Source organism: Streptomyces sp. NPDC056479, from assembly GCF_042795335.1.
Classification (GTDB): domain Bacteria; phylum Actinomycetota; class Actinomycetes; order Streptomycetales; family Streptomycetaceae; genus Streptomyces.
Map to the genome: position 1 here is coordinate 146998 of NZ_JBHTRZ010000009.1, position 12572 is coordinate 159569.

The 12572-nt window shown below is 69.3% G+C and carries 15 protein-coding genes; 8 read left to right on the forward strand and 7 right to left on the reverse strand.

Translation table 11 applies throughout. The features are described 5' to 3' along the window. Nucleotides 1–56: 56 nt before the first annotated feature. A complete protein-coding gene (locus ACFQ6S_RS32180) occupies nt 57–434 on the forward strand; it encodes a WhiB family transcriptional regulator (RefSeq protein WP_383417600.1) in 378 nt (125 codons plus the stop codon). 57 nt (nt 435–491) lie between these two features. Here ACFQ6S_RS32180 and glpX read toward each other — a convergent pair whose 3' ends face one another. Further along, nucleotides 492–1529, reverse strand: a complete 1038-nt coding sequence (gene glpX, locus ACFQ6S_RS32185) for a class II fructose-bisphosphatase (RefSeq protein WP_383417603.1) — start codon at nt 1527–1529, stop codon at nt 492–494. Nucleotides 1530–1657: 128 nt separating this feature from the next. On the opposite strand from glpX, the gene ACFQ6S_RS32190 reads away from it, so the two are divergent. Beyond that, nucleotides 1658–2179 carry a DUF4245 domain-containing protein gene (locus ACFQ6S_RS32190; protein WP_383417606.1) on the forward strand — a complete coding sequence of 174 codons (522 nt, stop codon included), beginning with the start codon at nt 1658–1660 and terminating at the stop codon, nt 2177–2179. A gap of 66 nt (nt 2180–2245) precedes the next feature. On the opposite strand, the gene ACFQ6S_RS32195 is transcribed toward ACFQ6S_RS32190, so the two are convergent. The 3 genes from ACFQ6S_RS32195 to xseA all read right to left on the reverse strand — a co-directional run bounded on the left by ACFQ6S_RS32195 (nt 2246) and on the right by xseA (nt 4488). Further along, nucleotides 2246–2836 (reverse strand): malonic semialdehyde reductase, encoded by a 591-nt coding sequence (locus tag ACFQ6S_RS32195; RefSeq protein WP_383417609.1) that lies wholly within the window; start codon nt 2834–2836, stop codon nt 2246–2248. Nucleotides 2837–3003: 167 nt separating this feature from the next. Further along, a complete protein-coding gene (locus ACFQ6S_RS32200) occupies nt 3004–3258 on the reverse strand; it encodes an exodeoxyribonuclease VII small subunit (RefSeq protein WP_383417612.1) in 255 nt (84 codons plus the stop codon). Nucleotides 3259–3267: 9 nt separating this feature from the next. Next, a complete protein-coding gene (gene xseA / locus ACFQ6S_RS32205) occupies nt 3268–4488 on the reverse strand; it encodes an exodeoxyribonuclease VII large subunit (RefSeq protein WP_383417615.1) in 1221 nt (406 codons plus the stop codon). Between the two features lie 71 nt (nt 4489–4559). Between xseA and ACFQ6S_RS32210 the strand changes: the two genes are divergently transcribed. From ACFQ6S_RS32210 to ppgK, 3 genes are all read left to right on the forward strand, one after another. Further along, the gene (locus ACFQ6S_RS32210) at nt 4560–5183 is read left to right on the forward strand and encodes a hypothetical protein (RefSeq protein WP_383417618.1); all 624 of its coding nucleotides are present in this window, start codon (nt 4560–4562) and stop codon (nt 5181–5183) included. Nucleotides 5184–5417: 234 nt separating this feature from the next. Beyond that, complete coding sequence (locus ACFQ6S_RS32215) at nt 5418–6443, forward strand: 4-hydroxy-3-methylbut-2-enyl diphosphate reductase (protein WP_383417620.1); 1026 nt, start codon at nt 5418–5420, stop codon at nt 6441–6443. A 29-nt stretch (nt 6444–6472) separates the two neighbouring features. Then, entirely contained in the window at nt 6473–7222 is a 750-nt protein-coding gene (ppgK, locus tag ACFQ6S_RS32220; protein WP_383417623.1) for a polyphosphate--glucose phosphotransferase, read from the forward strand. A 44-nt stretch (nt 7223–7266) separates the two neighbouring features. Here the strand turns inward: ppgK and ACFQ6S_RS32225 are convergent, their stop codons facing one another. Then, nucleotides 7267–7665 carry a DUF6542 domain-containing protein gene (locus ACFQ6S_RS32225; protein WP_383417626.1) on the reverse strand — a complete coding sequence of 133 codons (399 nt, stop codon included), beginning with the start codon at nt 7663–7665 and terminating at the stop codon, nt 7267–7269. A gap of 584 nt (nt 7666–8249) precedes the next feature. On the opposite strand from ACFQ6S_RS32225, the gene ychF reads away from it, so the two are divergent. The 3 genes from ychF to ACFQ6S_RS32240 all read left to right on the forward strand — a co-directional run bounded on the left by ychF (nt 8250) and on the right by ACFQ6S_RS32240 (nt 10343). Next, the gene (ychF, locus tag ACFQ6S_RS32230) at nt 8250–9338 is read left to right on the forward strand and encodes a redox-regulated ATPase YchF (protein WP_383417629.1); all 1089 of its coding nucleotides are present in this window, start codon (nt 8250–8252) and stop codon (nt 9336–9338) included. A gap of 325 nt (nt 9339–9663) precedes the next feature. After that, nucleotides 9664–9948, forward strand: coding sequence for a hypothetical protein (locus ACFQ6S_RS32235; protein WP_093721254.1), 285 nt, complete (start codon nt 9664–9666; stop codon nt 9946–9948). Further along, nucleotides 9930–10343, forward strand: coding sequence for a DNA-binding protein (locus ACFQ6S_RS32240; protein WP_383417632.1), 414 nt, complete (start codon nt 9930–9932; stop codon nt 10341–10343). Before ACFQ6S_RS32235 ends, ACFQ6S_RS32240 begins: the two co-directional genes overlap by 19 nt. Nucleotides 10344–10504: 161 nt before the next feature. On the opposite strand, the gene ACFQ6S_RS32245 is transcribed toward ACFQ6S_RS32240, so the two are convergent. Together ACFQ6S_RS32245 and ACFQ6S_RS32250 are read right to left on the reverse strand one after the other, a co-directional pair. Continuing rightward, nucleotides 10505–11893 (reverse strand): hypothetical protein, encoded by a 1389-nt coding sequence (locus ACFQ6S_RS32245; RefSeq protein ID WP_383417635.1) that lies wholly within the window; start codon nt 11891–11893, stop codon nt 10505–10507. 173 nt (nt 11894–12066) lie between these two features. After that, the gene (locus ACFQ6S_RS32250; protein ID WP_383417638.1) at nt 12067–12510 is read right to left on the reverse strand and encodes a TetR/AcrR family transcriptional regulator; all 444 of its coding nucleotides are present in this window, start codon (nt 12508–12510) and stop codon (nt 12067–12069) included. Nucleotides 12511–12572: the final 62 nt, after the last annotated feature.

The window sequence follows — 12572 nt, forward strand, 5'->3', positions numbered from 1 at the left end:
CGGGTAGACCTTGCTGCATCGTCTCTCGCTCGCGAAGCCGTCGTCAGGAGTAGACCGTGCTGCAACCGCCGCATTCGTCCCTGCAGGTAGCTGCCGTTCCGGCCCAGCGGGTGCCAGTGCGAGACAGGGACCAAGACGCCCCATGGCACACCGAGGCCGTGTGCCGCCGCGACGAGGCCGGCCTGTTCTTCGCCCCTTCCAAGGAACCCACCGCGGCCCGTCTCTCCCGTGAAGAGGCGGCCAAGCGGGTCTGTGCCCGCTGTCCCGTCATGGTCGAGTGCCGTGAACACGCCCTCCTCCAGCCCGAGCCGTACGGCGTCTGGGGCGGTCTCACCGCGGCGGAACGCCGAGTGGTGCTGGCCCGGCGCCGCCGTCGTGACATGGAACTGAAGAAGGCGGCGAGGACGGCCGACCGGATAGCACAGGCGGGCTGAGAGCAAAGCAAAAGGGCGCCCCCTCCGCACAGGGGGCGCCCAACGTCCGCCTGGGCGCTACTTCGCGCGGTCGAAGTCGATCGCGCTGTACGCCCGCAGCTTGCTCAGCCGGTGCTCGGAGTCGATCCGCCGCACCGTCCCCGACTTCGACCGCATCACGATCGAGTCGGTCGTCGCGTTCTCCGACCGGTACCGCACACCGCGCAGCAGCTCACCGTCGGTGATCCCGGTGGCGACGAAGAACACGTTGTCCCCGGCGACCAGGTCATCGGTCATCAGCACCCGGTCCAGGTCGTGCCCGGCGTCGATCGCCCGCTGCCGCTCCTCGTCGTCCTTCGGCCACAGCTTGCCCTGGATGGTCCCGCCGAGACACTTCACGGCACAGGCCGAGATGATCCCCTCCGGCGTACCGCCGACGCCGAGCAGCATGTCGACGCCGGTGCCCTCACGCAGCGCGTAGATCGACCCGGCGACATCGCCGTCGGAGATCAGCTTGATCCGCGCACCGGCGTCCCGGATCTCCTTGATGATGCCCTCGTGCCGGGGCCGGTCCAGGATGACGACGGTGACGTCCTCCGGCGTGGACCGCTTGGCCTTGGCGACCCGCCGGATGTTCACGGCCACCGGCGCGTCGATGTCGACGAAGTCGGCGGCCTCGGGGCCCGTGACCAGCTTGTCCATGTAGAACACGGCGGACGGGTCGAACATGGAGCCACGGTCGGCCGCGGCCAGCACGGCGATCGCGTTGGGCATGCCCTTCGCGGTCAGCGTGGTCCCGTCGATCGGGTCGACGGCGATGTCGACCTCGGCCCCGGTTCCGTCGCCGACCCGCTCCCCGTTGAAGAGCATCGGCGCTTCGTCCTTCTCGCCCTCACCGATGACGACGACGCCGTTCATCGACACGGTGTGGACGAGGGTCCGCATGGCGCGCACCGCGGCGCCGTCGGCGCCGTTCTTGTCGCCCCGCCCGACCCATCGGCCCGCGGCCATCGCCGCTGCCTCGGTCACACGGACCAGTTCCAGGGCGAGGTTGCGGTCGGGGGCTTCGCTGGGTACTTCGAGCTCGGACGGCAGATGATGATGATTCTCGGTCATCGAGGCGCACCTTTCTGATACGACGACGGCCGGATGAGGGTGACCTCCCTGACTCTATCCTCGGGCGCGCAGAATGAGCAGGGGGCCCCACGGATGAGCAGGCGGGGGCACCTGCGACGATAGGGGGCGTGGCAGGTTCGAACGCTAAGCAGAAGTCGGTCCGCAACATGGTCCTCTCGCTCGGAGTGACCGTGCTCGCGGCGGGAGTCATCTATCTCTTCGTTCCCCATGAGGACGGCGCTCCCGACCTGCCGAGGGTCGACTACCGCGTCGAGCTGCTCACGGCCCGCCGCGCGGCGTCCTACCCGGTGGTCGCGCCCGAGGGCCTGTCCGACTCCTGGAAGGCGACCTCCGTCCGCTTCAAGGGCGACGACTTCGACGCCTGGCATCTCGGCTTCCACACCTCGGGCGGAGGGTACGTGCAGGTCGAGCAGTCGGCCGAGAAGCCGGCGACGTTCCTCGAGAAGGCCACCCAGGGCGGGCAGGCCACCGAGGTCACGGAGAAGATCGGCGACCGGACCTGGACGCGCTACACGGGCGGCCGCTACGACGCGCTCGTGCACCAGGAGAAGGGCGCGACGACCGTGGTCGCGGGCACGGGGTCCTTCGCACAGCTGACGCAGATGGCGCAGGCGCTCAAGGCGGAGTGACCCTGCCCGGACGAGAAAGGCCCCCGGCGATCGCCGGGGGCCTTTCGTATGCGCGGTGCGGTCGGATCAGACCGTGGTGACGACCTGGTCGAAGTCGAGACGCGGGGAGCGCGGGTACCAGGCGTCGGCGCCCGGCTTGCCGATGTTGACGACCATCAGCGGGGTGTGGTCGTCGTCCAGGAACTCCTTGCGGACGCCCTCGAAGTCGAAGCCGGTCATCGGGCCGGCCGCGAGGCCCGCCGCGCGGACGCCGACGATGAAGTACGCGGCCTGGAGGGCGGCGTTCATCCCGGCGGCGTTCTCGCGGGCCACGCGCTCGCTGAAGAAGACGTCCTTGGCCTGCGGGAACGCCGGGAACAGGGTCGGCAGCTCCTCGTGGAACTCGTTGTCCGCGGAAAGGATCGCGACCAGCGGGGCGGCGGCGGTCTTGGCCTGGTTGCCCTCGGACATGTGCTGCACCAGGCGCTCGCGAGCCTCGGCGGAGCGGACCAGGGTGATCCGCAGCGGGGTCTGGTTGAAGGCGGTGGGGCCGTACTTGACCAGGTCGTAGATCGCCTGGACCTGCTCCTCGGTCACCGGCTCGTCGGTGAACGTGTTCGCGGTGCGGGCCTCGCGGAACAGCAGGTCCTGCGCGGTGGGGTCAAGAACGAGAGACATGCGTGAACCTTCTCGGGAAGTGCGTGTGTGTATGTGTCGTGGCGCGTAAGCGGACCGGGGACCGCTTGACGTCGTCGACGGTACGTCAGACAAGTTCAAGGTTCAACAAAAAGCAGGGCGTGGTGATCCGCTTCACAGTCTCACCAGGCTTTACGCCACGACCCGCCCTACGGCCGGCCCTCGCCGTCCTCGCGCTCGGCCGACGCCTTCTCGGCCTCGGCCTCCTCCGTGAGGGCCGCGTCCAGCCGCGCCCGTGCCCCGTCGAGCCAGCGCCGGCACACCTTGGCCAGCTCCTCGCCCCGCTCCCAGAGCGCGAGGGACTCCTCCAGCGTCGTACCGCCCGCCTCCAGTCGCCGTACGACCTCGATCAGCTCGTCCCGGGCCTGCTCGTACCCGAGCGCCTCTTCCACCTTGCTGGTCATTCGCCCACCCTATGCATCGGCTCGTGCGTCGACTCGTACGGAGAACTCACCCTCGGCGACCCGCGCCCGCAGCGCCTCGTCCTCGGTCACCTCGCCCGGATCCCGGACCACATGACCGTCGGCCCGCTGGAGCACCGCGTACCCCCGCTTCAGGGTCGCCGCGGGGGAGAGGGCCACCACGCGCGCGTGCGTGTGCGTCAGCTCGGACTCGGCCCGGTCGAGGAGGTGGCCGAGGCAGCGGCGGCCGCGGTCGAGGAGGGAGGCCACATGGTCGGCCCGCTCGTCGATCATCCGGTGCGGATCCTCCATCGAGGGCCGCGCGAGGGCGTGGGCGAGCCCGCGCTCCTCCCGCTCGACGAGCGCCTCGACGCACCGCCGGGCCCGGTCGCGCAGCAGCCGTACGCGCTCGTACTCCTCCCCGACATCCGGTACGACCCTCTTGGCCGCGTCGGTCGGAGTGGAGGCCCGCAGGTCGGCGACATGGTCCAGGAGGGGGTTGTCGGGCTCGTGCCCGATGGCGGAGACGACCGGCGTGCGACACGAGGCGACGGCCCGCACCAACTGCTCGTCGGAGAAGGGCAGCAGATCCTCCACGCTGCCGCCGCCGCGGGCGACGATGATCACATCCACGTCGTCCGTCTCGTCGAGCTCCTTGACCGCCTGCACCACCTGCGGCACGGCGTGCACACCCTGCACGGCGACGTTGCGCACCTCGAAGCGGACGGCAGGCCAGCGATGGCGAGCGTTCTCCAGGACGTCCCGCTCCGCGGCCGAGGCCCGACCGCAGACGAGCCCGATGAGCTGCGGCAGGAACGGCAGCGCCTTCTTCCGCTCCGGTGCGAAGAGCCCCTCGGCGGCGAGGGACTTCTTCAGCATCTCCAGCCGGGCGAGGAGCTCGCCGACGCCGACGGGCTTTATCTCGGTGGCCCGCAGGGAGAGCTGGCCGCGCGGGGCGTACCACTCCGGCTTGGCCAGTACGACGACCCGGGCGCCCTCGCTCACCACGTCGGCGACGGCGTCGAACACCTGCCGATAGCAGGTCACGCTCACCGAGATGTCGTACGACGGATCCCGCAACGTCAGAAACACGACCCCGGCGCCGGGCCGCCGCGACAACTGGGTGATCTGCCCCTCGACCCATACCGCCCCGAGCCGGTCGATCCACCCCCCGATGAGCCGCGACACCTCACCGACGGGCAGGGGGGACTCCGGGGTCGTGTTCACAGCCATGCCGCGAGCGTAGCGGCCGGTACCGACAAAACGGTTTCGTCGGCCGGGAACGGCCGTGCGAGGCTGCCCGCATGTCCGTCGACCTCGGCTTTCCCGTCCTGCGCACCACCGACCCCGCCGTCGCGCTGCGCATCGCGCGACGTCTGGTGGCCGTGGGCGGCACACGGCACGCGGAGGTGATGGCCGACGTCGATCTGCCCGCGGTCGACGACGTGCTGCGGGCCCGTGCCCGGTGGCCCCAGGCGTGGTTCACGTGGGACGGGCCCGTCATGTGGGAGCGGGGCGAGCTCGTCGACCCGACCGGGCTGATCGGCGGCGTCCGCGGCACCGGCCTGCCCCTCGACCCGGGCCTCCTCGCGGACCATCTTCCGCTGCGCATGGAACTGTGCGATCTGCCGCTCGGCAGCATCGAGGACGACTTCGTGGCCCTGGCCGCGCGGCATGTGGGCCGGCTCCACTGGTGGAACCTGGGCTGGCCGCAGGTGCCCGAACTCGGGCTGCACGCGGATCGCAAGCACGCCGAGGTCACCGCGCTGTTCAACAGCCCGACGCCGGCCCTGCAGGAGCGTGTCGACGAACACACCGTCCTCGTCCACGTACGCGACAGGGACAACGAGGCGTACATGCTGCGTCAGGCCTCCTGGGTCGCCGGGCAGGTCGGACTGACGGTCATCGGCGATCCGATGCGGGGCTGACGGTGCCATGGGCGCGATGGGCGGCGGCCCGTGGACGACCAGGTCACGGAAGCCGCGGCTCCGGCGTAGCCCGGGTCCCTCATCGGCCGTACGTTCCACCGTGCGGGTGCTGGACGACGCGTGACCTCCGCCGCCTCGCCCGTCGCCCCGGTCCCCACCCCTCACAGCCCACCGCCAGTCTCGCCACCAACCCGTCACCCGCGCGATCTTTGCGCCCCCGGACGCACCCTTACGATGGGACGCATGACTGCTTCGCCTGGCCGCCGTGTCCTGCTCGCCGCCCCCCGTGGCTACTGCGCGGGTGTGGACCGCGCCGTGATCGCCGTCGAGAAAGCCCTGGAGCAGTACGGCGCTCCGGTGTACGTCCGGCACGAGATCGTCCACAACAAGTACGTCGTGCAGACCCTGGAGAAGAAGGGCGCCATCTTCGTCGAGCAGACGGAGGAGGTACCCCCGGGCAACATCGTCATGTTCTCCGCGCACGGCGTCGCCCCCGTCGTCCACGAGGAGGCCGCCCGCGGCCGGCTCGCCACCATCGACGCGACCTGCCCGCTGGTCACCAAGGTCCACAAGGAGGCCGTCCGCTTCGCGGGCGAGGACTACGACATCCTCCTGATCGGGCACGAGGGCCATGAAGAGGTCATCGGTACCTCCGGCGAGGCCCCCGACCACATCACGCTCGTCGACGGCCCGGACGACGTCGCCAAGGTCGAGGTCCGCGACGAGTCGAAGGTGGTCTGGCTCTCCCAGACCACCCTCTCCGTCGACGAGACCATGGAGACCGTCGACGCGCTGAAGGAGAAGTTCCCGCAGCTCATCTCCCCGCCCAGCGACGACATCTGCTACGCCACGCAGAACCGCCAGCTCGCGGTGAAGCAGATGGGCGCCGAGGCCGAGCTGGTCATCGTGGTCGGCTCGCGCAACTCCTCCAACTCCAAGCGCCTGGTCGAGGTCGCCAAGCTGGCCGGCTCGCGCGAGGCCTATCTGGTGGACTTCGCCAGCGAGATCGACGAGACCTGGCTGGAGGGCGTGACGACGGTGGGCGTCACCTCCGGCGCCTCCGTCCCGGAGGTGCTGGTCGAGGAGGTCCTGGAGTGGCTCGCCCAGCGCGGCTACGGCGACGTCGAGCTGGTCAGGGCCGCCGAGGAGTCGATCACCTTCTCGCTGCCCAAGGAGCTGCGCCGCGACCTGCGCGAGGAGGCGGCGGCGCTGATCGCCGAGCGCACGGGGTCCGCGGTCTCCGGCGACTCCGGGGAGTGACTGTCAGCCCTGCGTCGTAACGTAGAGCCATGCAGATCTTCGGCTTGGACATCGGTGGATCCGGGATCAAGGGCGCCCCGGTGGACCTGGACAGAGGTGAACTGGCCCAGGAGCGCTTCAAGGTGCTCACTCCGCACCCGGCCACGCCCGACGGCGTGGCCGACGGTGTGAAGCAGGTCGTCGAGCACTACGGCTGGACGGGTCCGGTCGGGCTCACCTTCCCCGGCGTGGTCACCGGCGGCTCCACGATCCGTACGGCGGCCAACGTCCACAAGAGCTGGATCGACACGGACGCGCGCACGCTGTTCAGCAACCGCCTCGGCGGCCACCCGGTGACAGTGGTCAACGACGCGGACGCGGCCGGCGTCGCCGAGATGCACTTCGGCGCGGGCCGCGGCCGCCGGGGCACCGTGATCCTCCTCACCTTCGGCACCGGCATCGGCAGCGCCCTGTTCATCGACGGCACCCTGGTACCCAACACCGAGCTGGGCCACCTCGAACTGCACGGGCACGACGCCGAGAAGCGGGCCTCCAGCAAGGCCAAGGAGGACGAGGAGCTGAGCTGGGAGCACTGGGCGCACCGCGTCCGGAAGTACCTCGCCCATGTCGAGATGCTGTTCTCCCCGGAGCTGTTCATCATCGGCGGCGGAGTGAGCCGGAAGGCCCAGAAGTTCCTGCCCTACCTCGAGGGCATCAAGGCGGACATCGTCCCCGCCGAGCTGCAGAACAACGCGGGGATCGTGGGCGCCGCGATGCACGCGGCGGAGCAGGACGGCTGACCGCACCGGACGGCCGCGGACGCGGCGGACGTCCCGCCGCCGGCTCAATACGGCCGGCGGCGGGCCGCTGCCCTCCTGGCGACCATGCGCACTCTGCGTACGACCACGACGAGAGCGGCGATCAGCGTCCCCGCGTACAGCCACCCGGCCTCCGTGGCGAGGGCGGTCACCAGCCCCATCAGCTGCCCGCCGAGCCCCCCGCCGCCGGCCACCGGAAGCACCCCCACGGCGAACGCGATCGGTACGACCACCGGCGCGGTCAGCAGATCGCCCTCACGCACCCAGACGGCGGTCAGCGCACACACCGGCAGGTACAGCACGCCGTACACCGTGAACGACGACCCGAACAGCAGCACGTCGAGGTAGCCCAGCAGCAGCATCACGGCACCGCAGAAGAGGCCACTGCCCAGCCCGGTCAGCCGGGGGTCGGGAAACCGGCGCACGGCCTGCGGCGCCGGAGCGGGCAGGGGTGCGGGTCGCCGTACCGCCGGCGCGGTCCGGTCGGTCCCCGGTCGGCGCTGGGCTACGGGCCGATCGGCGCGGGCGGGCCGGTCGGAGGCGAGGGCACGGGCCGACCGGGCGGAGCCCGATGATGGAGAGGACCCTGATGAACGGGCGGACCTGGCGGCCGCCGCCGATCGCGACGCCCGGGTGGCCCAGCCGGCCCGGCCCGAACCGCTCTCACCCCGCGCCAACCCGCTTTCGCCGCGCCTCGTACGACCCTCGCGCCGCTCCACACTGCCCCCGTCCGGCCGGATTCCGCCCACGTCCGGCGCGAACCGGCCCTCGCCCCGCGCCCTGGCTTCCTCTACTGCTCCAACCTAGGTCGGTTCATGCGGCGAATCGGCCCGCGGACACACCTTGGGGTCGACCTTGGCCACGTGTTCGACAGGGCGCCGGGGCCGGGCGCGGCACGCCGTAGACTGGTGGATCGGCCCGTGCATCCGCGTCATCTGCATCGAAGATCGAAGAAGGACCGGGCCCCAGCCCAGCCCCTGAAGTCCTCTCACGTACGGGAAGTCGCAACGTGTCGCTCACGATCGGAATCGTCGGTCTGCCGAATGTCGGCAAGTCGACCCTGTTCAACGCCCTGACCAAGAACGACGTGCTGGCGGCCAACTACCCGTTCGCCACGATCGAGCCCAACGTCGGCGTGGTCGGCGTCCCGGACCCGCGTCTGACCAAGTTGGCCGAGATCTTCTCCTCGCAGCGCGTCCTCCCGGCGACCGTCGACTTCGTCGACATCGCCGGCATCGTGCGCGGCGCCTCCGAGGGTGAGGGCCTGGGCAACAAGTTCCTCGCGAACATCCGTGAGTCCGACGCGATCTGCCAGGTCATCCGCGCCTTCAAGGACGAGAACGTCGTCCACGTCGACGGCAAGGTCTCGCCCAAGGACGACATCGAGACGATCAACACCGAGCTGATCCTCGCCGACCTCCAGACCATCGAGAAGGTCCTGCCCCGGCTCCAGAAGGAGTCGCGGATCAAGAAGGACATCGCGCCGAAGGTGAAGGCCGTCGAGGAGGCCCAGGCGATCCTGGAGAAGGGCGACACGCTGTTCTCCGCGGGCATCGTCCAGGGCTCCGGCAACGAGGAGCTCCTGCACGACCTGCACCTGCTCACCACCAAGCCCTTCCTGTACGTCTTCAACGTCGACGAGGACGAGCTGGTCGACGAGGACTTCAAGAACGAGCAGCGCGCCCTGGTCGCCCCCGCCGAGGCGATCTTCCTGAACGCCAAGCTGGAGGCGGACCTCGCCGAGCTCGACGAGGAGGACGCGCTGGAGCTGCTGGAGTCGGTCGGCGCGGAGGAGCCCGGCCTGGCGACCCTCGCCCACGTGGGCTTCAAGACCCTCGGCCTGCAGACCTACCTCACGGCCGGCCCCAAGGAATCCCGGGCCTGGACGATCAAGAAGGGCGCCACCGCCCCCGAGGCGGCCGGCGTCATCCACACCGACTTCCAGAAGGGCTTCATCAAGGCCGAGGTCATCTCCTTCGCCGACCTGGTGGAGACGGGCTCTGTCGCGGAGGCCCGCGCGAAGGGCAAGGCGCGTATGGAGGGCAAGGACTACGTCATGCAGGACGGGGATGTCGTGGAGTTCCGCTTCAACGTGTAGCGGGTGACATATCGCCACGTCGCTGATCTACCAAACGTGCAGGTCAGAGAGGGTCCGGCTCTTCGGGGTCGGGCCCTTGGTTTTTTCCCGTGCTGGGATGGTGCTGGGATAGCTGACCCCTCGTCACCTGTCGTCATCCCTGGTCATCCGTACCGTGCTGGGATCGTGCTGGGATGGGATGAGAAGCCCGTGCTGGGTTTTGGGCAGTGATCTGACCGGTGCGCGGGGAGGACGGGACGGGTTTCATCCACACGTCTTCTTCACGAGTCTGGGGCGCCGCGCGGAGGCCGTGGCGCTTTTCCTACTCGTTTGACACACTCGGGGTATGGGTGAGACGACGTACAGCATCGGGGAAGGCCCGGCGACGCGGGTGAGCCTGTCGCTGCCCGAAGGGACCGCGGAGGCGATCCGTGCCCGGGTGGGCAAGCGGGAGTTCTCCGCGTTCATCGCCGAGGCGGTCGAGCGTGAGCTGCGCGGGCAGGTCCTGGACGAGTACCTGGCGGACTACGAGAGCCGCAAAGGGCCGGTCTCCGAGCCGGCTCGGCAGCGGGCGCGGCAGGTCTTCGACGAGGTGTTCGCTGAGGAGGCCGAGTGGCCCGCCGCAGGCTGAGCCACGAGGGGACGCTGATCCTCGACAGCGAGGGACTCTCGAAGCTGCTCGCCGACGACGAGCAGGTGGTGGCTCTGATCGCTGAGGCGCGCTCGCGCGGCATGGAGGTCGTGATCAGTGCGCTCACCATCATCGAGGCAGTCCACGCCCGTACGAACAAGTCCCGCCTGAACTGGGTGCTTTCCGGACTGCGGGTCGTCCCGGTGGGCGACGAGGAGGCGAGGGCGGCCTCGAAGCTGCTGATGAATGCCGGGTTGCACGGGCACAAGTACGCGATCGATGCGGCGGTCGCCGAGGCGGCGCTGCGACAGCACCGCCCCGTGGTCATGCTGACTTCCGATGTCGACGACATGGCCAAGCTGTGCGGTGAGCGGATCCGGCTTGTGGCGGTGTGAGCTCCCCTGGTCCACCTTCTGTCTTTCGGTGGTTGGCCAGTGAATGGTGGTGGAGCTCCAAGTATTCGGCGGATCACCGGTTTCGGTAACCGGCGATCCGCCTATGTTGCCGCTCTTCCGCCTCTTGGCGCGTTCCTCAGGTCGCGGGCGGAGCCCAAGGCTCAGTAGGAGCGGGGTCCGTAGGGGCTCCAGTGGCCAAGGAAGGGCTTGAGGTCGTCGCCGCTGGGCTTCGGCGGTGTGGGCAGCTTTGGTGCTGAGGCGGATTCGGTGAGGTGTTGGAGGTGCGCGCCCGCGAATGCGAGCCACGCCTCGATCTCGGTCCGTTCCTGCCCGGGCGGCAGTGATGTGGCGCGGTCGCGTACTGCTGTGACGTATTCGGTCAGGTGGTTGGCCTTGTGCCAGGCGTCTGCCTGTTCTCCGAGGTGTTTGACGCGATAGGCGTGGGCGTAGGCGGCGCGGGCTTCCTGCATGGCGGCTTCCCACCGCTTTTGCTGCACCTCTCTGGCTTGCTGGTCTGCAAGACGTTTACGTTCCGCGGCTTCGCCGCGCAGGCCGACCTCTTGCACGATCTCGGCGAGTTGGTCTTCCAGCGGCCGGTCGGGGAGGTCGGCCCATTCGCTGGCGCGGTGCGGGCTGCCCCCGCGGAGCATGAAACGCAGGCGGCTGGAGGGGGTGTAGTCGAAGCGGGCAATGCGCATCCATGAGTATTTCTTGGTGTCGGCGAGTTCCTTGTCCGTGGGGACGTGTTCGCTGCGGTCTTGTTCTTGAAGGACGAGGAATCCGACACTTTCGCCTTGGGCGGTGATGGTGAAATGCGGTGGCGCCTTACGGCGCCGATGTGGCGGGGGCGCGCCCTGTGTGGTTCCGAGCGCCGCCTTATGGCCCTGTGCTTCGGTGGCGGTGATGAGGGTCTGCATGATGCGCAGGGCTCGGCCCTGGAGGGGTTTGGTCAGGCCCATGGGCTGCGGCTGCTTTTGGAGGGCGGCCACGACGGCATGGGGTTTGGTGAGTCTGGCCGGCACGGGGAGCGGGGTGAGTTCGGCGAGGCGCCAGGCGGGGATGTCGACGAGCTTGATTTCGTATCCGCTGTGGGTCGGGTATCCGCGGAGTTCCTGGGTGCGGGGGATCTTGTCGGACTTGCGGGCGGCGCTGACGCGTGATGCCCAGTTCACTGCGTGCGGGCCGGATTCGATGGGCTTGATGAGACAGCCATCGTTCGCGGCCAGTTCTTCGAGCAGTTGGTCCGCGTAGGTCGTACGGGCCTTCGGCACGGCTCTGGGACGGGGTGGTGCCGGCTTCCGGGCGGGCGGTTCCGGCGGCCGGGCGCTCTGCTCCACGGGGTGGATGCCGCGTTCGATGAGATGCTGCCGCCCCTTCTCGGTGAGGTGGGCGCTCCAATTCCCGCGGCGCTTGGTGATTTTGACGAGTCCTCGGTTCTGCAGGGCCTGTCCGCTGGTCTTGTACGTGCTGTCCGGCCAGACTCCGTCGGGGCACCCCTGACTCACCCAGTCGAGCACAGCCTGCTGCCGCTCGTTGAGGGCCTGGTCCATGTAGCCTCCTGCCGTTCCCTGAGTGTGCTGGCCTGGAACCCAATGCCCGCTGCTCCTACGGGAATTCGGGGCCGCCGACAGGACCCCCCGTTCGGATGAGAGGTGCTGGAAGGCGCGCTAAGGGCGAGGCCAGTTCTTGGTGTTGATCAGAAACGGCTTGGGTTCAGAGTCGTTCAAATCGGGCCTGAGCGAACTAACATCCCTGGCCGTGGCGTTGGGTCTGACACTGTTCCTGCGGCTGTGAAAGCGCGAGCCGCGAGATCGGCCGGCATGCCCCGCTCCAGCAGCGTGCGCAGGACGCGTTCGCGCAGCGCGAGGCCATGTGGACCGACGGGCACCTGGGCGATCAGCGCCGGGACCACGTTCGGGTGGCGGCGCAGCACCTCGTAGAAGCGCGGATCCATCGCGGACAGGACGTCCTGCCACGGCGCATCGGGCTTGAGGTGAGGCAGTTCGACCTCGCCGAGGACGCGATTGACGATGTGGGCGACGATCTCGTCCTTGCTCTCGAAGTGCCGATACAACATCGCCGTTCCAGAGTTGAGAGTGTCCGCGAGCATGCGCAGGGAGAAGGCCGGAACGCCGTGCTCGTCGACGAGCTTCAGCGCTGTCGCCACGATGTGACCGGGGTCGAGCGAGGGGCGGCCACGGCGGGGCGTGAGGTCAGGAACAGGGCGGG

Bases quoted from the DNA above. Each gene is read 5' to 3' on its own strand.
- ACFQ6S_RS32210 (WP_383417618.1), top strand. From the start codon at position 4,560: ATGTCCGTCGACCTCGGCTTTCCCGTCCTGCGCACCACCGACCCCGCC.
- ACFQ6S_RS32200 (WP_383417612.1), bottom strand. From the start codon at position 3,258: ATGACCAGCAAGGTGGAAGAGGCGCTCGGGTACGAGCAGGCCCGGGAC.
- ACFQ6S_RS32245 (WP_383417635.1), bottom strand. From the start codon at position 11,893: ATGGACCAGGCCCTCAACGAGCGGCAGCAGGCTGTGCTCGACTGGGTG.
- ACFQ6S_RS32195 (WP_383417609.1), bottom strand. From the start codon at position 2,836: ATGTCTCTCGTTCTTGACCCCACCGCGCAGGACCTGCTGTTCCGCGAG.
- ACFQ6S_RS32235 (WP_093721254.1), top strand. From the start codon at position 9,664: ATGGGTGAGACGACGTACAGCATCGGGGAAGGCCCGGCGACGCGGGTG.
- ACFQ6S_RS32215 (WP_383417620.1), top strand. From the start codon at position 5,418: ATGGGACGCATGACTGCTTCGCCTGGCCGCCGTGTCCTGCTCGCCGCC.
- glpX (WP_383417603.1), bottom strand. From the start codon at position 1,529: ATGACCGAGAATCATCATCATCTGCCGTCCGAGCTCGAAGTACCCAGC.
- ppgK (WP_383417623.1), top strand. From the start codon at position 6,473: ATGCAGATCTTCGGCTTGGACATCGGTGGATCCGGGATCAAGGGCGCC.
- xseA (WP_383417615.1), bottom strand. From the start codon at position 4,488: ATGGCTGTGAACACGACCCCGGAGTCCCCCCTGCCCGTCGGTGAGGTG.